Annotated in this window: 18 protein-coding genes; 8 read left to right on the top strand and 10 right to left on the bottom strand. The window is 56.1% G+C overall.

The features are described 5' to 3' along the window. Positions 1–48 precede the first annotated feature (48 nt). Positions 49–306: a hypothetical protein gene (locus AQ1_RS15255; RefSeq protein ID WP_161760377.1), complete on the bottom strand. Its 258-nt coding sequence runs from the start codon at positions 304–306 to the stop codon at positions 49–51. Here AQ1_RS15255 and AQ1_RS14350 point away from each other — a divergent pair. From AQ1_RS14350 to AQ1_RS01780, 7 genes are all read left to right on the top strand, one after another. Next, positions 305–2,392 carry a methyl-accepting chemotaxis protein gene (locus AQ1_RS14350; protein ID WP_161760375.1) on the top strand — a complete coding sequence of 696 codons (2,088 nt, stop codon included), beginning with the start codon at positions 305–307 and terminating at the stop codon, positions 2,390–2,392. The genes AQ1_RS15255 and AQ1_RS14350 overlap by 2 nt on opposite strands. Before the next feature lie 265 nt (positions 2,393–2,657). After that, positions 2,658–5,300: a tetratricopeptide repeat protein gene (locus tag AQ1_RS14345; protein WP_052370754.1), complete on the top strand. Its 2,643-nt coding sequence runs from the start codon at positions 2,658–2,660 to the stop codon at positions 5,298–5,300. Between the two features lie 112 nt (positions 5,301–5,412). Then, on the top strand, positions 5,413–5,823 hold the full coding sequence (locus tag AQ1_RS01800; RefSeq protein WP_150006726.1) for a DUF2946 family protein: 411 nt from the start codon (positions 5,413–5,415) through the stop codon (positions 5,821–5,823). Positions 5,824–5,990: 167 nt separating this feature from the next. Beyond that, positions 5,991–8,105: a TonB-dependent receptor family protein gene (locus AQ1_RS01795; RefSeq protein ID WP_161760373.1), complete on the top strand. Its 2,115-nt coding sequence runs from the start codon at positions 5,991–5,993 to the stop codon at positions 8,103–8,105. A gap of 2 nt (positions 8,106–8,107) precedes the next feature. Next, positions 8,108–9,631 (top strand): hypothetical protein, encoded by a 1,524-nt coding sequence (locus AQ1_RS01790; RefSeq protein ID WP_042083471.1) that lies wholly within the window; start codon positions 8,108–8,110, stop codon positions 9,629–9,631. Positions 9,632–9,750: 119 nt separating this feature from the next. Further along, complete coding sequence (locus AQ1_RS01785; protein WP_042083525.1) at positions 9,751–10,194, top strand: universal stress protein; 444 nt, start codon at positions 9,751–9,753, stop codon at positions 10,192–10,194. Between the two features lie 24 nt (positions 10,195–10,218). After that, on the top strand, positions 10,219–11,397 hold the full coding sequence (locus tag AQ1_RS01780) for an acetyl-CoA C-acyltransferase (protein WP_042083467.1): 1,179 nt from the start codon (positions 10,219–10,221) through the stop codon (positions 11,395–11,397). Between the two features lie 14 nt (positions 11,398–11,411). Here AQ1_RS01780 and AQ1_RS01775 read toward each other — a convergent pair whose 3' ends face one another. Continuing rightward, the gene (locus tag AQ1_RS01775) at positions 11,412–11,840 is read right to left on the bottom strand and encodes a hypothetical protein (RefSeq protein ID WP_042083465.1); all 429 of its coding nucleotides are present in this window, start codon (positions 11,838–11,840) and stop codon (positions 11,412–11,414) included. Positions 11,841–11,962: 122 nt separating this feature from the next. Between AQ1_RS01775 and AQ1_RS01770 the strand changes: the two genes are divergently transcribed. Beyond that, on the top strand, positions 11,963–12,565 hold the full coding sequence (locus AQ1_RS01770; protein WP_042083463.1) for a carboxymuconolactone decarboxylase family protein: 603 nt from the start codon (positions 11,963–11,965) through the stop codon (positions 12,563–12,565). A 171-nt stretch (positions 12,566–12,736) separates the two neighbouring features. Here the strand turns inward: AQ1_RS01770 and ahcY are convergent, their stop codons facing one another. The 8 genes from ahcY to AQ1_RS01730 form a co-directional block, all read right to left on the bottom strand. Then, positions 12,737–14,032, bottom strand: a complete 1,296-nt coding sequence (gene ahcY, locus AQ1_RS01765; RefSeq protein ID WP_042083461.1) for an adenosylhomocysteinase — start codon at positions 14,030–14,032, stop codon at positions 12,737–12,739. A gap of 139 nt (positions 14,033–14,171) precedes the next feature. Then, positions 14,172–14,465, bottom strand: coding sequence for an HPr family phosphocarrier protein (locus AQ1_RS01760; protein ID WP_042083458.1), 294 nt, complete (start codon positions 14,463–14,465; stop codon positions 14,172–14,174). Next, complete coding sequence (locus tag AQ1_RS01755; protein ID WP_042083455.1) at positions 14,462–14,890, bottom strand: PTS sugar transporter subunit IIA; 429 nt, start codon at positions 14,888–14,890, stop codon at positions 14,462–14,464. Before AQ1_RS01755 ends, AQ1_RS01760 begins: the two co-directional genes overlap by 4 nt. A 39-nt stretch (positions 14,891–14,929) precedes the next feature. Beyond that, positions 14,930–15,847 carry an RNase adapter RapZ gene (gene rapZ, locus AQ1_RS01750; RefSeq protein ID WP_042083454.1) on the bottom strand — a complete coding sequence of 306 codons (918 nt, stop codon included), beginning with the start codon at positions 15,845–15,847 and terminating at the stop codon, positions 14,930–14,932. Next, on the bottom strand, positions 15,828–16,307 hold the full coding sequence (locus tag AQ1_RS01745; RefSeq protein WP_313978449.1) for an HPr kinase/phosphorylase: 480 nt from the start codon (positions 16,305–16,307) through the stop codon (positions 15,828–15,830). The genes rapZ and AQ1_RS01745 overlap by 20 nt, the downstream gene beginning before the upstream one ends. Positions 16,308–16,354: 47 nt before the next feature. Further along, a complete protein-coding gene (locus AQ1_RS01740; protein ID WP_042083452.1) occupies positions 16,355–18,049 on the bottom strand; it encodes a sensor histidine kinase in 1,695 nt (564 codons plus the stop codon). Between the two features lie 54 nt (positions 18,050–18,103). Continuing rightward, the gene (locus AQ1_RS01735) at positions 18,104–18,820 is read right to left on the bottom strand and encodes a response regulator transcription factor (RefSeq protein ID WP_042083450.1); all 717 of its coding nucleotides are present in this window, start codon (positions 18,818–18,820) and stop codon (positions 18,104–18,106) included. A gap of 144 nt (positions 18,821–18,964) precedes the next feature. Beyond that, positions 18,965–19,294 (bottom strand): hypothetical protein, encoded by a 330-nt coding sequence (locus AQ1_RS01730; protein ID WP_042083448.1) that lies wholly within the window; start codon positions 19,292–19,294, stop codon positions 18,965–18,967. Between the last annotated feature and the right edge of the window lie 62 nt (positions 19,295–19,356).

Raw genomic sequence — 19,356 nt, 5'->3', positions numbered from 1 at the left:
TCCTGGCCGTTTTTCCCAGTCTTTATGCTCAAAGCTGATTTCGATTGTTTAGTGTTCTTTAATATCAATTTGGCATTCTTTGGGCAGAATTGATGGACACGGCAGGCATGCGCCCACCAAGGGTCGTGTTTGCGGGATAATGGCAATTGGGGTCAACTGAATGTTTTCTGGGTTGAAGTGGAATCGGGAGCAGATATCTGCTTCTCTCACAAAAATACTGACTATCCGTAATTCCTTGCTGGCAATCGTTGGTCTTTTGGTCATCATCTTGGTTTTCGATGGCGTCATGACCGCCATGGATGCCATGAAAAATCAGCGGGAAGCATCGCTTCAGGTGGATGTAGGGGAAACCGTTGATCAGATCACCACAGCCAAGCTGGCTTTGGCGGTCGAGCGGGGGGCATCGGGCACGGCCCTTGCCTTTGAAAGCGTCCCGGATCGCCGTTTTCGCGAGATGATCACCGAAGAACGGGCCCGCTTTGATCAGGCTTATGGCATTTTCCGCCAAAAACTCCAGGATTTGCCAGCCTATGAAGGCAAGGATGCCCAGATATCGGCAATGCAGGATGCCTATTCAGCCTATATGGCTGTTCGCCCCGCTGCGGATGCGGCCATGGCACAGATCGCGCAATCCCGCGAAAGCCGCATCGATCGCACCGTGGGCAACGCCATCACTGATCTGATTGATCGGTTGCGCGATGTCCGGCTTTCGGTCACCTATAGTTTTCCCCCCAGCGAGCCTGCGGTTCAGGCCAGCGGGCAGCTGAAATATCTGCTCTGGCGGATGCAGGAATATGCCTCGCGCGATTGGGCAACCATTGGCGAATCCATGGCTTCGGGCCAGCCCTTGTCCAGCCTGATGCTACAGATCGTCACCGGCTATACCGGGCAGGTGGAAGCGGCCTGGCAGGATATCCAAAGCCTTGTCGATAGCTCTCTCGTCTCAAATACGCTGGAATCGCGTCTTGATGATGTGCGCGATGCGTTTTTCGATCAATTCGCCATGGATCGCGATGAGGTTTATGCCGCTGCGGAATTGGGCGAACCTGTTCCCTTTACGGCACTTTTGTGGATTGAAAAAGCGACCAATGCCGTGGCGCCGGTGCAAACTTTGGCTCAGGAAGCCGGCAAGCTTGCCCAGACAGAACTCGAAGAAAATGAATCCCAGGCCTCAGCAGAATTCTGGAACTCTATGTTCTTGCTGTTCTTCACTTTGGGTCTTGGTGTTGTTTCCTTCTGGCTGGTGGTCCAGCGTGTGGTGGGGCCGATCGTGGGTCTGTCGCGGATCATGAAAACGCTGTCTACCGGCAATCTGGATGTGGATGTGCGCGGCACGGAACGTAATGACGAAGTTGGCGAAATGGCTAAAAGCGTGCAGGTGTTCAAGGACAATGCCATCGACAAGATCCGCTTGGAAAAAGAGCAGCATGAAGCCGAAGAGCGTCAGCGCATCAAAAATGAAGAAGCCGAGCGGGTGGCCCGTGAACGCGAAGAAAAGCAGCGTAAGCGGGAACTGGAACTGGAAGAAGAACAAAGAAAAGCGCGTCAGGCTGAGATGCTGGAACTGGCCGATAGCTTTGAAGCTTCAGTGATGAAGCTGGTGGATAATCTGAGCCAGGCAGCAGGTGAGATGGAAGGCGCCGCACTGGGCCTGACGGAAACCGCAGAGGACAATGCCGGCCGTGCCAAGGTGGTCTCAACCACCGCGGACCATGCCACGAATAGCCTGCAGATGGTGGCCAGTGCCGCCGAGCAGCTTTCGGCAAGTGTTCGTGAAATCGCTTCGCAAACCAACCAATCCAGCACATCGGCGCGGGATGCCGTGCAGCGCACCGAACGGGCCTCGGGCGATATTCGCGAACTCGTCGATGCCGCTCAGCGCATCGGGGATGTGGTCAATCTGATCAATGATATTGCCGATCAAACCAATTTGCTGGCGCTGAATGCGACCATCGAAGCCGCCCGTGCCGGGGAAGCCGGTAAAGGCTTTGCGGTGGTGGCGAGCGAAGTGAAATCCCTTGCCACCCAAACGGCCAAAGCCACCAATGACATTTCGGAACAGATCTCGGGCATGCAGGATGCCACCAAGAAAACCGTCGATGCTATCGAGGCGATTCGCCTGATCATTTCGGAGATCGATACAACGGCGGTGTCGATTGCCTCGGCTGTTGAGGAGCAGGATGCCTCAACCCAGGAAATTGCCCGCAATGTGGCCGAGGTTTCCGCTGGGGCGCAGGATATTTCCCGCGATATGGCCAGTCTGAATGAGGGGGCGGCCAGCAACGGGGCGGCCGCCAATCAGGTTCTGGGCTCGGCCAAATCCTTGAGCCGCGAATCCGGCGAATTGCGCAGCCAGGTGGAACGGTTCCTCGAATCCATCCGCGCGAGCTGATCATAGAATTGAGGCGTGGGGGCAGCCATTCCCCACGGCCCCGCCCTCAATTCAATATGACCCAATATCCACCAGACCCCAGATTAGCCCCGGATGGCGGGAAAAGGCGTGGCCGGGATCGTCAGCAGACCGGGATATTTAAGCATTCCGAAATGATTTTCATGCGAACCTAAGGTGGTGAGCATGATTATTTGCGGGATCATATATTTTTGTGGCAATTTTGGCCGTTGGCTATCGGCATCCAATGAACGGGGTTCGGCCCGGCATGATCAAAGGCTTTAGCAAGGGCATTTTGGGCCTCCTTTTATTGCTTGGCGGCCTTTTGAATTGGCCGCTGCAAAAGACATGGGCGCAGCCTGCTGTGCAATCGGAAACCATTGCCGCGTTTGTCACCCAAAGCCCGGAATTGCTCGACCCCGCATCGGCCTCATCCTTATTGGCGGCAGCGGTCACTCTGCGTGATAGCAATCCGCTTTTATCTCTTGATTATGCCGAAAAGGCTTTGGCTCTTTTGTCTGCCACATCTGAAGATGAAGGGGGCCAACTATCGTCCCTCCAGGTCAGGGCGATGGCTCTGATGGCCCGGGCTTATACCCGCATGGGCCGCTTCATCGATGCGCGTGATTATGGCTTGAAAGCCTCTGATCTGGCCTTGCTCGAAGGGGTGGAGGGGCCCGATCTGGCAATGGCTCAGGATTCTTTGGGTACGGCCTATACGCGTCTTGGCGAGATGGATATGGCGGTGATCAGCCTGCGTCGCGCCCTTGATATCCGGCGCAAGCTTGGTCAGGAATCGGGGATTATTGAATCCCTGACCAATCTCGCCACCGTTCATGCCCTGGCCGAAGATCTGGAGGAAGCGCGAACAGGTTTGGTTGAAGCTTTGGAAAGGGCGCGAGTCTATGGCGATCTGCTGCTCATGGCGCGGCTTTTTGTCAATTTATCCTATGTAATGTTGGAATCCGGGGATGCCGATGAGGCTCTTGTGCTTTTGCAAGAAGGACGCCGTGTGGCCCTGACTGCGGAAAGCCCGCTTTATATCGCCCACAGCTTTCATAATACCGGCGAAGCTTTGGTTGATCTGGGCCGCATTGACGAGGCGATCCCTTATCTTGAAAAAAGCCTCGAAGTCTCTAAAAGTCTCAATCTTTTATCGATTTCAAGCGATAATTACTTCTTCCTTTCGCGCATTGCCCTTGATCAGGGGGATCTGGAAAAGGCGCAGAGCCTTGCAGAAAAGGCTTTGGCTATTGCCCTTGAAAGCGCTGATAATAAGCGATTGCGCGATATTCATCTTTTGCTTAGCGATATTGATCGCCGCGCCGGGCGCCTGCAATTGGCGCTGGATCATCTGGATGATCATCTGGCTTTGAAGGATCAGATTTTCAATCGTGAAAGTGATTATCGCCTGTCCTTGTTGCAAACGGAATATGATCTGGCGGATCGCGAGCAGGCCATTGCCGATCTGAATCGTGAACAGCGGATCAGGATGGATCAACTCGAGCGGGAGCAAGTCATTCGGCAGATGGCAGGGATCGGCGTGATCCTTCTTTTGCTGATATCGGCGGGCCTTGGCATCAGCCTGCGATCATCGATCCGGGCGCGGCGCGAAGCGGCCCAAAAGGCGATGGAACTGGAGCAGGCGAAAGAAGCGCTGGCCAAAGCCAATAAGGCGAAAAGTGATCTGCTGGCGGTGACATCCCATGAACTGCGAACGCCCTTGAATGGCATTTTGGGGGGCGCGCAGATTTTGTTGAAAGCCGATCTGGATGACGCCCATAAAAAACATCTGGCCGCGATGTATCGTTCAGGCTCGGCGCTTTTATCGATTTTGAACGATCTGCTCGATAGCACGAAAATCGAGGCCGGGCGGATCGAACTCAAGGTGGAAAAAGTCGATATTCGGGCGCTTTGCGATGAATTTCAGGATTTCTGGGCCCCCAATGCCCGGGAAAAGGGGCTGTCCTTCTCGATCAGTACGGCATCCGATGTGCCCACCCATCTGATGATCGATCCCGTACGGATTCAGCAGGTGCTTTATAATCTGATTTCCAACGCTTTGAAATTCACCGAAAGCGGGGGAATCGATATAGAGGTCGATCTTGTTGATGCCAAACGCCAAAATGATTCCAAAAGCGGGAAAAAGCATTTACGCCTGATGGTCCAGGATAGCGGCCCGGGCATTTCACCTGCCATGCGTGATCATCTGTTCGAGCAGTATAATCATGGGGAATTGGGGACCGCCGGGGGATTGCGGGGCACCGGGCTTGGTTTGCATATCTGTTTCCAATTGGTTTCCAGAATGGGCGGCGAAATCGGCTTTGACAGCGAAGAAGGCGTGGGCAGCCGCTTCTGGTTCACTTTGCCATTTGATTGCGCGGATCAGGATCAAGAGTGCGCGTCTGATGATCGCAAAAAAAGCGCACCCGTATCCGCTAACGCCCCCTCAGCCGAATCGGCATCTAAAGCTTTTTGTGATGGTGCCCAGAAGGCATCCGCAGTGAAGCCCGCGCCGGTTTTATCTGATCGCATCCGGGTGCTGGTGGCGGATGATAATCAGCTCAATCAAAATTTGATGGCGGCCATTCTGGAAGGCTGGAATGTCGATTTTGAAGTGGTGGCCGATGGCGCGGAAGCCCTGGATCGGGTGAAATGCGGGCCTTGGGATATTATCCTGATGGATGCCAATATGCCCAATATGGATGGGGTGGAAGCGGCTCGGGCCATTCGGGCTCTGGATAACGGGCGGGCCGAAATTCCGATCATCGCCCTCACCGCCAATGCCATGGAACAGGATAAAGAACGCTATGTGGAGGCCGGAATGAATGGCTATGTGGAAAAGCCGGTCAATCTTTCGGTTCTGGCGCAAGAAATCGTCCGCTTGACCGGGGCAACCCTTGATGTTTGAATCGGGCATTGGGTCGTGCCTGAATTTTATGCGAAGCCGCACTTATAAGTTGACAGCATTTTTCAGATGGTCATATGGTTTGACTGTGAAAAACTTGGAAACATATCCGCCCATGGGGGCATGTCTGCGCAGGGGGCAAAGGCTTTTGCTGGCCGCCCTGCTTTTGCGCGCCCTGATCCCTGTGGGCTATATGCTCAATTATTCTTCTCTCATAACGGGTGAAAGCCTGATCGTTTTGTGCCCCACCGGGCTTGAGGGTTTGGTCGAGGGCACGGCTTTCGAATCGGTTTTGAGCGATCATGGCCATCATGGGGCCAATGATGGCGAAGGCGTGGTTCACCGTGATGCGGCTCCTTGTGTGTTTGCCGCTTTGGCAGCGCTGTTGCTCATCCTTTCGGTCCTGTGCTTTATCCTCGGCCTGTGGCCCGCCCTCCGCGCATGGGTGGCGCCTCAGTCTGTTTTGGGTCGGCGCGCCCTTATCAATCCCCGGCATCCCGCCCGGGCCCCGCCCGCTTTTGCATGAACCTCTTGTTTTAGGGGGTGTCTGCGCGCCTGTGGCGGCGGATGCTTTAATGCAAAAAAGGATCATTCAGCAGCCTTTTGGGCTGTCAGGATCCGTGCGGGATAATGACGATGGACCAGTGCTATTTTAAGACGCTGCGGCAAGATGCCAGCGTTCAAGAAACTTTCGTGCGAAAAACGCGGCGTGCGCCCTTTTACGGGCTATTGGCAAGCCTTGTGCTCCACGGCCAGATGGCGAGAGCGGAAACCGAAACCTCGTCCTTAACGGATGCGGCTGGCGAAGATGACAAGAGCCGCTCGATCGTTGAAGAAATCATCGTTACCGGCGGTCGCTCCGGCTCGATGACAGCGCCCTCATTGGAAGAGGCGCGGCGGGCGATGGCGCGAATCCCCGGATCGGTGGATCTGGTGGCTGAAGAATCCTTCGATAATCAATATGTGGAGCATCTGGGGGATATGCTCAGAATGACCCCGGGTGTGGTGGCCCAGGAGCGCTATTCGGAAGAAATCCGCCTGTCGATCCGGGGTTCGGGCCTGAGCCTGAACAATCATCTGCGCGGGGTGGAGCTTTTGCTGGATGGCACCCCGATCAATTTCGGTGATGGCTTTGGCGATTTTCAGGAAATTGATAGTCGGCTGGTGCGTTATCTTGAAGTGTTCAAGGGTGGCAATGGCCTGAAATATGGATCGGCCACCTTGGGCGGGGCGATCAATATCGTTACCCCCACCGGCCGCACGGCGCGCTCTGCCAATAGTCTGACCCTTGAGGGCGGCAGTTTTGAGACGGCGCGCTTAACCGGAACCTTGGCCCGGGCGGGCGAAAATTATGATGTTTTCGTCGGTGCGTCCGGGGTGCATTCCAATCAGTTTCGCGATCACAGCACACAGGTGACCGGCCGCTTCACCACCAATGTGGGGATCAAACTTTCGGAAGGGGTGGAAACCCGATTTTATCTGATCGCCAATCATATCAATCAGGAAATCCCCGGTTCGCGAACCGCTGAGGAGTCTTTGACGAATAGAAAAGGCGCGGTCCCCAATAATATTGCCAATGATTGGGCGCGGGATATTCGCTCTTTGCGGCTCATCAATAAAACCAGTGTCCAGATTGGGGCTGCGGGCCAGCTTGATTTCGGTGCCTGGGGCACCTTGCGTGATCTGGATCACCCGATTTTCGTGTTCATCGATGATGAAACCACGGATGTGGGGCTTTTTGGCCGCTATAGCGATAGCCGTTTATTTGGCGGCCTGCGCCATGATCTGAGCATGGGCATGACCGTGCGGCGCAGCAACACCGATGATGATTGGTTTGTCAATCTGGCGGGAAAGCGTGGCCCGCAGATTCAATCCACCGAAAGAAAAGCCGGGCATCTTCAGGCCTATGTGGCGGATCAGATTTACCTCACCCCCAGCATAGCCCTGGATCTGGGGGTGCAGGCCTTTGTCACCACGCGGGATTTCACGGATAATTTTGTTGCCAATAATGATGACAAAATCACCTATTCCGCCGTTAATCCCAAAATCGGTGTGCTGTGGGATGTGATGGAAAGCGGCCAGATCTGGGCCAATGTCACCCGCAGCGCTGAACCGCCCAGCTTTTCAGAATTGATCCAAAGCCCCATTCTGCGTTTTGTGCCTTTGGAAAAACAAACCGGCTGGACCGGCGAGATCGGCAGCCGTGGGGCGCTGGGGGCTGTGGCCTGGGACCTCACCTTCTTTCGCGCCTGGCTCAAGAATGAAATGCTGAAATTTGCTGTGGATGGCAATATTCCGGCCAATACCTTCAATGCCGATGATACGGTGCATCAAGGGATCGAAGCCGGATTGCATTGGACGGCGCTGAGCGGTTTATTTGCCCGCGAAGCCAGCCGGATCATCATTGAGGGTGCCTATACCTTCAGCGATTTCTTTTTTGATGATGATGCGCAATTTGGGGATAATCAGCTTCCCGTTACGGCTCGCCATTTGTTCAATGGGGAAATCCGGCTGGAAGAACCCGATCGCTATCATATCGCCCTCAGCCTTGAATGGGCACCGAAAGCGCCCTTCGTCGATTTTGCCAATAGCTTAAGGGCCAGCGATTATGCCGTTTTTGGGGTAAAGGGCGGGGTCACTTTAAGGCCCGGTCTCGAATTCTATGCCGATATTCAAAATATCACCGATAAACGCTATCTGGCGACCTTCTCGACAGTGATCGATGCGCAGGCCCCCGGAACGGCGCTCAATGTCTTCACACCCGGAGACGGCATTGGGGTTTTTGCAGGCATTAAAGCAAGGTTCTGATCATGAAGGCATTCAGTTTCAAATGGCATCATCGCATCACCTGGATAGCCGGGGTGGCGGCCATTTTGTGGGGTTTGTCGGGTTTATCGCATCCCATCATGGTTTGGATCTCGCCAAAGCCTGCGGCTTTCGCCCCGCCCGTTTGGCCATTGGATCTGACAGGGGCGCTCAGCCCCGCCCAGATCATGGAAAAGGCCGGTGTTGAGACTGTCTTTGAACTGCGTGCCGTCGCTCTTCGTGATCAAAGTTATTATCTGCTGAGGGAAACAGCAGATAAGCCTCGGCGGCTATTTGATCCGCGCAGTGGCGCCGAGGACAATAGGGCGGACCGGGCCAGGGCGATTGCTCTGGCCCGGCACTATAGCTCAGATCAGCAAAGCCCTGTGAAAAGCAGCGCCTATCTGGCTGATTTCACTGCTGGTTATACCGAAAATAATCGTTTGTTGCCGGTTTGGAAAATTGCCTTTGATCGCTCAGATGATCTGGTGGTTTATGTGGATAGCGGCAGCGGCAATCTGGCCACCATCGATCATAAGCACCGGCGGCGTTTGTCAGCCTTTTTCACCAATGTGCATCTTTTGGCCTTTTTGCCCTCTGATGCGGAATGGGTGCGGCTGTTGCTGATCGGGGCCCTGGTGGGCAGCTTGTTTTTTGCCTCGGCGCTGGGGCTTTCGCTGATTTTTTTCATCCGCCGCAAAGCCGGTTTAAGCCGGGCGCGATCCTTGCACCATCTGTTGGCTTATGGCGCGGCGATCCCGGCTTTGATGTTTTCGGCCAGCGGATTTTATCATCTGATCCAGTCTTCATCCCTTTTGGATGCGCAAGACCCCTCTATGCCGCCTGTGATGCTGAGCCGGGCAGACATGGCAGGCACCGATCCGCGCCATTTGATGGCCATTCCCCCAGAGCATGATGGCGGGGGGCAACAGGTGATGGGGGCCATGGCCGTTCGCGCGGAAGATGGCACGATTTTATGGCGTTTGGCCCTGAGCCCGGCGGGGATTGAGGGGGCTGCGGGCAAAGCGGGGTCCGCTGATATGCACGAACATGCCCATCATGATCATAGCGCGGCAACATCCGCGCCCCCAACACGGTCGGCCCTGTGGGTGCGCGGCGATGATGGCCAGCCCATCCTGGATGCGGGCGAGGCCATCGCCCGGATTTTGGCCAGCCGCGCTGTGGGCGTGGATCAGCAGAAGATCGACAGGGTTGAGCCCGTGGCTCGCTTTTCAGCCGATTATGGCTTTATCAATAAGCGCCTGCCGGTGTGGCGGGTTGCATTCGAGGATAGCGCTTTGCCCCGCATATTTGTGGATGCTGCCGATGGGGTGATCGCCGCGCGCAGCACGGCTGCCGATCGATTGGAAAGCCGGGTGTTCAGCTTCGTTCATAAATGGGGGTTTCTTAATTGGATGGGCCAGAAACCCCGCGATCTGGTGATCATGTTTTTTGTATCGCTGATTGTGCTGACGGCGATTTTTGGGTGGATTCTGCAGGTGCGCCGGTTGCAAAACAGGCGCAGATAAACGCCCGAAAAAGGGGGGCACCGCTGCTTTTTCCCGCAAAGCACTTGATTCCGATCAAAAGCAGGCGTTGAGTGGTGGCTATACTGCATGCATCAATCACTTTGCAAAAGGATGAGAGCATGGCCGATCAACCGCTTTATATCATTGGTGTCGATGGCAGCGCGTGCAGCAAAAGGGCTGTGGAATTCTGTGCCCGCCATGCGCAGCAGACCGGAGCCAAACTGCTTTTGGCAACCATTGTGCATTGGTCGGGTTTTGCCCCCCTTTCGGTGGAAGAAGCCATGCGCCGCCCTATCGATAAGCAACAGGAAGAACGGGTCGCCCGGGAAACGGTGCTGGAACCCCTGGTCAAGCTGGCCAATGATTTGGGGGTGGAGCCGGTGGAAACCTATTATAGCTGGGGGCACCCCGCCCATAGCCTTGCGCACTTGGCAAAAGAGCGCAAAGCCGAGATGATTTTTGTCGGGCGCAGGGGCCATTCCGCCTTGAGCGATCTGCTCTTGGGGTCGGTCGCTAATTCGCTTGCCCATATATCGGATGTACCGGTTGTTCTGGTACCGTAACAAATAGATCAAGGATGAAATTTCATGCATGATGCCGTGATCGTTTCCACCGCCCGAACCGCTATCGGAAAAGCCTATCGCGGGGCCTTGAACAATACGCCGTCCCCCACCCTTGCGGGGCATGTGATCAAGGCTGCGGTGGAGCGGGCGGGGGTGGATCCGGCAGAGATCGAGGATGTGATTTTGGGGGCCGCCCTGCAACAAGGCGTGCAAACCCCCAATATCGGCCGATTGGCGGCTTTGCGGGCGGGCTTGCCGGTGGGGGTGCCGGGAATGTCGATTGATCGCCAATGCGCTTCCGGCTTGATGGCAATCAGTGTGGCGGCCAAGCAGGTTCTGTTTGACGGACAGGCAATCGCCATCGGTGGCGGTGTCGAATCCATTTCGATGGTGCAAACCGAAAAATTCCGTGTCGAGCCTGATCTGTCTTTGGTCGAGATGCATCCGGCGGCCTATATGCCGATGATCGATACCGCCGAGATTGTTGCCCGCCGCTATGGGATCAGCCGTGAAGCGCAGGATGCTTATGCGCTGGAATCCCAGCAGCGCACGGCCGCCGCCCAAAAGGCGGGGCGCTTTGATGCGGAAATCGTCCCCTATACCGCCAATATGCTGGTCAAAAACAAGGAAAGCGGTGAAATTTCGGCGCAAAGCGTGATCTTGCAAAAAGACGAAGGCAATCGCCCGGAAACAACCTATGAAGGGCTGCAAAGTCTGGCAGCGGTGCGGGGGCCCGATCATTTCATCACCGCGGGCAATGCCAGCCAGCTTTCCGATGGGGCCAGCGCCAGCCTGATCATGGATAGCCGCGAGGCAGAGCGCCGGGGCCTTTCGCCTTTGGGCATTTATCGGGGCATGGCCGTGGCGGGCACCGAGCCTGATGAAATGGGCATTGGCCCGGTTTATGCCATTCCCAAACTTTTGAAGGCCCATGATCTCAAGATCGATGATATCGGCTTGTGGGAACTGAACGAAGCCTTTGCGGTGCAGGCGCTTTATTGTCGGGATCGTTTGGGTATCGATCCCGATCTGTTCAATGTCAATGGCGGGGCGATCTCCATCGGCCATCCTTATGGTATGTCGGGTGCGCGGATGACCGGCCATGCCCTGATCGAGGGCAAAAGGCGGGGGGCGAAATTCGTGGTGGTAACCATGTGCATCGGCGGTGGTCAGGGGGCGGCGGGCCTGTTTGAGGTGGTGTGAAGGCGGCTGCCCGTTCAGTTTGGCCGGTCGCGCCTGTTGCCATCCTTGTCGCGCGGGCGATCCCGATCACGGCCCCGATCACGGCCTTGGCTGTCATGCTCGATGATGACCGGATAGTCACCTAAATAGCCGCCAGAATAGCCGCCCAAAGCGCCGCCGGGCGCATAATCAGCGCCAAATTCGGCCCCGGATTCAGCACCTGGCAGGCTGCATTGGGGCTGCATGAGCGAGCAATTCCACCGCCAGCGGGCGGGCAGGCCGCGCGCCGGTTCGGCATTGGCATAGCCACATTCACAAACCCGATTGGCCTGACAGCTCAGCGCTCCTTCATATTGGGCGGTGCATAAAGGAATGCTTTGGGCGGGTGGCGGATCATCCTGAGCTGCAGCCAGTGGGTGGCCCAGCATCATCAGCAGCATGAAAAGGACAGTGGATTTGAACATATTCGGTCACTCCGCAGATCGATCAGATCCTTATTCTATGGAATGATAACATTTAAGGTCTTAAATTCTGGTTTTGATTATGGCATAGCAAGGCTAGGTTGACAGATGGATTGTAAGCGCTGATGCCTTGGATCAAAACCATTGCGCCTGTTGATGCGAGCGGTGATCTTGTATCGATCTATGAATCCGTGGCGGATCATGGGCGCGTGGATGGCATTCTCATTGCGCAATCCCTGAAGCCCGAAACGATCAAGGGGCATGTGGCCCTTTATCAGGCCATTTTTGATGAACGCACCAGCCATCTGCCTTTGTGGATGCTGCAGATGGTGGGGGTTTATACCAGCCTTGTGAATGGCTGCCCTTATTGTATCGAACAATCCTTTGGCGATTTGTGCCTTGCTTTGCATGATGATTGCCAGGCCCGTGATATTCGGGCGGCATTGGAAGCAGGCTTGCCGCAAACCGCCCTTGAGGGCAAGGCTCTGGCGGCGGCGCATTATGCTGAAAAGCTGGCCCGCAGCCCGCGCGCCATGAAACGATCCGATGTTGAAGCCCTGCGCGACGCTGGCTTTGAAGATGCTGAAATTCTCGAAATCAATCAGGCGGTGGCTTATTTTTCCTATGCCAATCGCACTATTTTGGGTTTGGGGCTTTCCGATGATGATTTGTCCCCCACGCCCTTGCCGCAATCAGCCGCTGCCGGGCTGCGCGATGCGCCGGTCTAGGTCATTGACGCGCGGGCACTCTCAGCCTTTGCCCCTAGCCCTTTTTTCATCGCCCCGGGCTTGGTTCGGGGTCCATCTGGTCAAGGGCTGAGGGTGGGAAAAAGTGAACCCCGGCTCGGGGGCCGGGGTAACGATATTTGCGTGGTGCGATTGCACGCGAGATCAAAAAGATCAATAGCGATATTGATCGGATTTAAACGGACCTTCGCGGCTCACACCCAGATAGGTGGCCTGATCCTCGCTGAGTTTCGACAGCGAGACATTCAGCTTTTCCAGATGCAGCGCGGCCACTTTTTCATCGAGATGCTTGGGCAGCACATAAACCTTCTTTTCATATTGCCCGGTATTGTTCCACAATTCGATCTGCGCCAGCACCTGATTGGTGAAGGATGCGCTCATCACAAAGCTGGGATGGCCGGTGGCGCAACCCAGATTCACCAGCCGCCCTTCAGCGAGCAGGATGATGCTTTTGCCATCGGGAAACTCGATCTCATCCACCTGCGGCTTGATATTGTTCCATTTCATATTGCGTAGGGAAGCCACCTGAATTTCATTGTCGAAATGGCCGATATTGCACACGATGGCGCGGTGCTTCATGGCCCGCATATGATCCAAAGTGATGATATCCTTATTACCGGTGGCGGTGACGAAAATATCCCCCGCAGGCGCCATCTGCTCCATGGTGCGGACCTCATAGCCCTCCATGGCGGCTTGCAAGGCGCAGATGGGATCGATTTCGGTCACCACAACCCGCGCGCCCTGACTGCGCAAAGCTTCTGCCGAGCCTTTGCCCACATCGCCAAAGCCAGCCACCACGCAGGTTTTGCCCGCCAGCATGATATCGGTGGCGCGCTTGATGCCATCGGTCAGGCTTTCGCGGCAGCCATACATATTATCAAATTTCGACTTGGTGACGCTGTCATTCACATTGATGGCGGGGGCCTTGAGGGTGCCCGCTTTCTGCATGTCATAAAGGCGCAGAACGCCGGTCGTGGTTTCCTCGGTGATGCCTTTGATATCGGCCATCAAATGCGGATAATCCTTGTGCATGATGGTGGTCAGATCGCCGCCATCATCCAAAATCATATTGGGCTGCCAGCCTTTTTTGCCCTCGATAGTCTGGCGGATGCACCAGTCATATTCTTCTTCGGTTTCGCCCTTCCAGGCAAAAACGGCAACCCCGGTGGCAGCAATGGCCGCCGCCGCCTGATCCTGCGTGGAGAAGATATTGCAAGACGACCAGCGGACCTCGGCCCCCAAAGCGGTGAGCGTTTCAATCAGCACGGCTGTTTGAATGGTCATGTGCAGGCAGCCAAGAATGCGCGCCCCCTTCAAGGGCTTTTGCGCGCCATATTCCTCACGCAGGGCCACAAGACCCGGCATTTCGGTCTCGGCCAGGGAAATTTCCTTTCGCCCCCATGCTGCAAGAGACATGTCCTTGACTTTGAAATCTTCACCGCTGCTCATCTGCTGCTCCTTCAAGCGAATTGTTCGTCATGTTTACAGGCCTGCCTTATAGCAATGCCCATGCCATGGGCACAAGATAAAGATATCTTTATATGAGAAATTTGGCAGGTGTGGCAGCTGCGGCGGCGATCCGGTGGGCTTAATCGGCTTCCTGAAAGCGATCCGCCACCAGGGCTTCCAAAGCATCGAGGGCCGCCGCCGCATCCCCGCCCCGGGCCCGCAGCATGATCTTATCACCGCACGCCGCAGCCAGCAGCATCAGCCCCATGATCGAGGTGCCACACACGCTGACATGATCTTTTTCCACGGTGATTTCAGCGGAAAAGCTTTCGGCCATCTTGACGAATTTGGCAGAGGCCCGGGCATGAAGCCCCCGGCTATTGATCAGAATAAGCTGTTTTTCCAGCCAGACATCGGGCTCGCTTGTGCTCATGATGAACGGCTGGCCGGATCGTTTGATGTGCCCGCCAGAACCCGGCTGGCGATATTGATATAGCGGCGGCCTGCTTCCTGAGCCGAGGCCACCACATCATCCAAACTGCCGGTGGCGCGCACGCTGGCCAATTTGATCAGCATCGGCAGGTTGATCCCGGCGATCACCTCGACCGATCCCTTGCCCAGAAGGGAAATAGCCAGATTGGAGGGCGTGCCGCCAAACATATCGGTGAGCAGGATCACCCCGTCGCCACTGTTCACCTCTTCGGCGGCGGTGGCAATTTCGGCGCGGCGTTCTTCCATGTCGTCATCGGGTCCGATGGCAATCGCCCGCACCTGTTCTTGTGGGCCCACCACATGTTCCATGGCCGATACAAATTCTTCGGCGAGGCGACCATGGGTCACCAATACAAGGCCGATCATCGACAGTTCCCCCCCATAGTGAAGTTTATTATGCGCATGTCATTCCTCAACAGGTCCATAAGTGGCATCGCGATGGATGATGTTGACCTGATAACCATCGTCTTCCAAGACCCTTCCAAGCTTTTGTGCAACGAAAACCGATCTGTGCCGTCCGCCGGTGCAGCCACAGGCGATGGTGACATAGCTTTTGCCCTCATCACGGTAGAGCGGCAGCAGAAAAGACACCATATCCGACAAGGAGGTAAAGAAAGGGTCAAAGCTTTTATCCCGCGCGATATAATCCGCCACCGCCTGTTCTCGTCCGGTGAGATTTTTCAAAGCCGGTTCATAATTGGGATTGCGCAAGAAGCGCACATCAAACACCAAATCCGAATCGCGGGGCAGGCCACGGGAAAAGCCGAATGACATCACATTGACCAGAAGCCCGGGGGTTTTTTCCAGAGAATAGCGGGTGGCGAGTCGCCGCTTGAGATCATGAACGGTCTGATTGCCGGTGTCATAGATGAAATCGGCGCGGGCTTTCACCGGGGCCATGATTTCCCGTTCCCGAACGATGCCATCCTTCACCGGGCGATCATGGGCCAAAGGATGCCGCCTGCGGGTTTCGGAATAGCGCTGCACCAATACATCATCATCGCAATCGAAAAACAGCAAGGACACCGAAAAATCCGGGCGATTGACAAGGGAAGCAACCTGATGAAGAAATTCAGGTGCCATGAAGGCCCGGGTGCGGCTATCCACCCCCACGGCAATGGGCCTTTGCGCATCCATCTTTTCATTTTCATGGTCTTTTTCATGGCCGGTTTTCAAAAGCCGGGTGAGCAGCGAAAGCGGCAGATTATCCACCGCTTCATAGCCCAGATCCTCGAAAATTTTGAGCGCCGTGCTTTTCCCTGCACCATTCATGCCGGTGACGATGATGATCTTCTGGCAGGGATCAGAGGCTGTGGCGGGCATGGGATAAATCCGTTGAGGCAAGGCATCGGGCAAAGGCAAGGCGAACTTTGGCCGCCGCCGAAGGCTCGAAAGCATAAAGGGCAAAAAGCGGCAATTGAAGCCCCATCAGCGTTTCATAAGAGGGTTCGGGCATCCGCTCCATCCGATCTTCGGGCACCAGATCCACCAGCAGGCGCAGGGGGGCCTGATCCAATGTGGCCATCGGCACCAGACCAAGGCCGCGCACTTCCATCAGGCCTTTGATCTTTTCAGGCGCGCGGGCGATCAACGCCCCCCCATCAAGATGCAGGTCCACATAATCATCAGCCACCAAAAGCCCGCCGCCATCGATGAGGCGCAGGCCCAGATCGGATTTGCCCGCGCCGGATGGCCCCCGCAGCAAAACCGCACCTTCAGCAAAAGCGATACATGTGGCGTGAAAAACAGTCATGAAGCGCAGGGTTGGGGAAGTACGCCCCAAGGTCAACAGCCAAGTGCATCGATGATCCGATTTTATAACAAATTATTTCAAAGCCGGGGCAGGCTGACGCAAAAACGCGCCCCGGATGGGGGGGTATCCGTGTCGCCATCAGGGCTGGCGGCCCGATTGCTGGCGCTGATCTGCCCCTTATGGGCTTCAACGATTTGTTTCGAGATCGAAAGACCAAGCCCGGAATGGGTGCCAAAGGCTTCGGGCTCTGGTCGTTCGGAATAAAAGCGTTCAAAAATCCGCTGGGCCGCCCCTTCGGGTAAGCCCGGCCCTTCATCCTCGACCAAAAGTTCGAGCCTCGCGCCTTTGCGGCTGAGAGAGAGCCGGATGGTGCCGCCATCGGGGCTGAAGGAAATGGCATTTTCCAAAAGATTGGCGATCACCTGAGCCAATCGGCTTTCCAGCCCGCGCACCATCATCGTGCCCGGCTTTGGTTCCTGAAACAGGATGGTTTTTTGGCCGCAATCCTCGCGGGTCCGATTGGCATCCACCAGCATCGCCACCAAAAGCCCCAGATCCAACGGCTCCATCCGCGAACGGGTGAGATCGGCATCAAGGCGCGAGGCATCGGAAATATCGGTGATCAGGCGATCAAGGCGGCGCACATCTTCGGCAATGATCGCCAATAAACGCTCGCGGATGTCCGGCTTGTCGGTCCGGCTCAGGGATTCCGCCGCCGAGCGCAGCGAGGACAAGGGGTTTTTCAGTTCATGGGCCACATCGGCGGCAAAGGAATCAATGGCATCGATCTGCCGATAAAGGGCTTCGGTCATATCTGAAAGGGCCAGAGACAGATCACCGATTTCATCATTGCGATCAAAGCGCGGCAGCCGTTTTTCACGACCGATTCCATTGCGTACCCGTTCGGCGGCCCGCGCAAGCTGGCGCACCGGGCGGGCGATGGTCGAGGCCAGAAAGATCGACAATAAAAGCGTGGCGGCCAAAGAGGCGGCGGATACCTTGAGGATCATGATCTGTTCCGACCGCACGATGCTTTCGATATCGCTGGTATCGGCCGAGACCATCAAGGCCCCCAGAACCCGGCGAAACCGCTGCACCGGAAATGCGGCAGACAACAGCAAGGGGCCGCCCTCTAAAGCCCGGATCTGGCGATCCGGTTCCCCGGACAGGGCTGAAAGCACCTCGATATAATCCCCGGCCTGTTGGGTGGGGGATTCATGATAAAGGGGCACCATCGGGCGATCCGCCACCAGATCCAGCAGATCATTGAGTTGATCGAGCATTTTTTCACGCAAGGATTTCTCGCGGCCCAAAGGGGGAAGAATTTCTGCCACCACGGATTGGCTGCCCGCCAGAAAGCGGCTGTCGACCATCAATTGCCCCTCGATCCCGAACAGGCGAGCGCGGATTTCCGATGGCCCCACAAGCCGGGCGATGATCAGCCGGGCATCGGGTTCATTGATGCTGCTCGATTCCGGCCCGGCGGTGGCGGCTTCGCCGATGGCCCCGGCCAGAATTTCCGCCTGCACACGCAATTGATCCATGCGGCGATCAATCAGATTCTGGCGAAATTCGGTGAGATAGAAAATGCCGCCCACAATGCTCATCAGGGCGATCAGATTGACCGCCATGATCCGCAGCATCAAGGGCGATATGGGCCGCCGCCAGCGCCGCCTCCGCCGCTTTGGGACAAGGGGTGGCTGGTCATCAGACGATGGATCGTCTTTCTGTGCTGCCTGTGCTGCTGTTTTGCGCCTGCCGCCCTCACCCATTCTAGAGGCTGCATCCTTTTTTGGGGTTATCGCCAGCCAAACCTTATTTCAGGCTCAGTTCTCCCGATAGCGATAGCCAACACCATAAAGGGTTTCAATGGATTTGAAATCCTTGTCAACAAGGCGGAATTTCTTGCGCAGGCGCTTGATATGGCTATCGATGGTGCGATCATCCACATACACATCATCGGAATAGGCGGCATCCATCAATTGATCCCGGCTTTTCACATGGCCGGGGCGCTGGGCCAGGGTTTCCAAAATCATGAATTCCGTGACGGTCAGGGTCACATCCTTGCCATCCCAGCTCACCGAATGGCGCAGGGAATCCAGAACCAGCTTCCCCCGCACCACAGTTTGATCATCTTCGCCGGGGGCGGGCGGAGCGCCATGAGCGCGCTGCTTCATGGCCTTGGCCCGGCGCAAAACGGTATGAATCCGCGCAATCAGCAGGCGCTGGGAAAAGGGCTTTCCCACATAATCATCGGCCCCCATTTTGAGGCCCAGCAGTTCATCGATCTCATCATCTTTCGAGGTGAGAAAAATCACCGGCATATCGGTTACTTCACGCAGGCGGCGCAATAATTCCATCCCATCCATGCGCGGCATTTTGATATCCAGAACCGCCAGATCAGCCGGATTATCGCTGAGCGCGGACAGGGCCTTGTCGCCATCGGGATAGCTGCGCACGCGAAAGCCTTCGGCTTCAAGGGCCACAGTCACTGAGGTGAGAATATTTCGGTCGTCGTCTACCAGAGCGATGGTCGATGTCATAAGAAGCTCCTGTGATCGCATGATCATTCTGGTTATCGAAAGATTGCGACATAAGCATGGCCTAAAAAGGTCGCTGATGATCATGCCTCTAATGGCTTTGAAAGGCACGGAGAAAAACGCTGCAAAGGCTTTAAGGGTTGGCTGTTACACCCGAATATCGATGAACTGGCCCAGCCGTTCAAAGGCCGGGCGGGGCGATGGCCGCCCCAAAGCCTCGCGCCCGAATTGGGCCAAAGTCCGGGCCAGCTCCTGGCGGGCTTCATCGATATCGGCCCTTGATTGCGGCTGGCTTGAGCGGGATCGGGCCGTTGCCCGGCTGCGGTCATCGGGGGGGCTTGGCTCGGAATTCTGGGGGCCTGAGCGCGATCCCGGCGTTATCGGCTCCACCGGATCAAGGGGCCGGGCGCGCGATTGGGCTTGCGACGAAGGGGCGAGGGGCACCAGCGCTCGGGAAATGGATGGGGGGCTGTCCACGACACTCTCTCCTGTTCGCCATGGCAGAACCGGATGCTTCCTCGGTCTTCTTGGCCCTTATG

The organism is Iodidimonas nitroreducens, assembly GCA_000710935.1.
In the GTDB taxonomy this organism is placed as follows: Bacteria; Pseudomonadota; Alphaproteobacteria; order Sphingomonadales; family Rhodothalassiaceae; genus Iodidimonas; species Iodidimonas nitroreducens.
This window is presented reverse-complemented; position numbering and strand designations above follow the sequence as displayed.

Bases quoted from the DNA above. Each gene is read 5' to 3' on its own strand.
- AQ1_RS14350 (WP_161760375.1), top strand. From the start codon at position 305: ATGAAAAATCAGCGGGAAGCATCGCTTCAGGTGGATGTAGGGGAAACC.
- AQ1_RS15255 (WP_161760377.1), bottom strand. From the start codon at position 306: ATGGCATCCATGGCGGTCATGACGCCATCGAAAACCAAGATGATGACC.
- AQ1_RS14345 (WP_052370754.1), top strand. From the start codon at position 2,658: ATGATCAAAGGCTTTAGCAAGGGCATTTTGGGCCTCCTTTTATTGCTT.
- AQ1_RS01800 (WP_150006726.1), top strand. From the start codon at position 5,413: ATGGGGGCATGTCTGCGCAGGGGGCAAAGGCTTTTGCTGGCCGCCCTG.
- AQ1_RS01790 (WP_042083471.1), top strand. From the start codon at position 8,108: ATGAAGGCATTCAGTTTCAAATGGCATCATCGCATCACCTGGATAGCC.
- AQ1_RS01785 (WP_042083525.1), top strand. From the start codon at position 9,751: ATGGCCGATCAACCGCTTTATATCATTGGTGTCGATGGCAGCGCGTGC.
- AQ1_RS01780 (WP_042083467.1), top strand. From the start codon at position 10,219: ATGCATGATGCCGTGATCGTTTCCACCGCCCGAACCGCTATCGGAAAA.
- AQ1_RS01775 (WP_042083465.1), bottom strand. From the start codon at position 11,840: ATGTTCAAATCCACTGTCCTTTTCATGCTGCTGATGATGCTGGGCCAC.
- AQ1_RS01770 (WP_042083463.1), top strand. From the start codon at position 11,963: ATGCCTTGGATCAAAACCATTGCGCCTGTTGATGCGAGCGGTGATCTT.
- ahcY (WP_042083461.1), bottom strand. From the start codon at position 14,032: ATGAGCAGCGGTGAAGATTTCAAAGTCAAGGACATGTCTCTTGCAGCA.
- AQ1_RS01760 (WP_042083458.1), bottom strand. From the start codon at position 14,465: ATGAGCACAAGCGAGCCCGATGTCTGGCTGGAAAAACAGCTTATTCTG.
- AQ1_RS01755 (WP_042083455.1), bottom strand. From the start codon at position 14,890: ATGATCGGCCTTGTATTGGTGACCCATGGTCGCCTCGCCGAAGAATTT.
- rapZ (WP_042083454.1), bottom strand. From the start codon at position 15,847: ATGCCCGCCACAGCCTCTGATCCCTGCCAGAAGATCATCATCGTCACC.
- AQ1_RS01740 (WP_042083452.1), bottom strand. From the start codon at position 18,049: ATGGGTGAGGGCGGCAGGCGCAAAACAGCAGCACAGGCAGCACAGAAA.
- AQ1_RS01735 (WP_042083450.1), bottom strand. From the start codon at position 18,820: ATGACATCGACCATCGCTCTGGTAGACGACGACCGAAATATTCTCACC.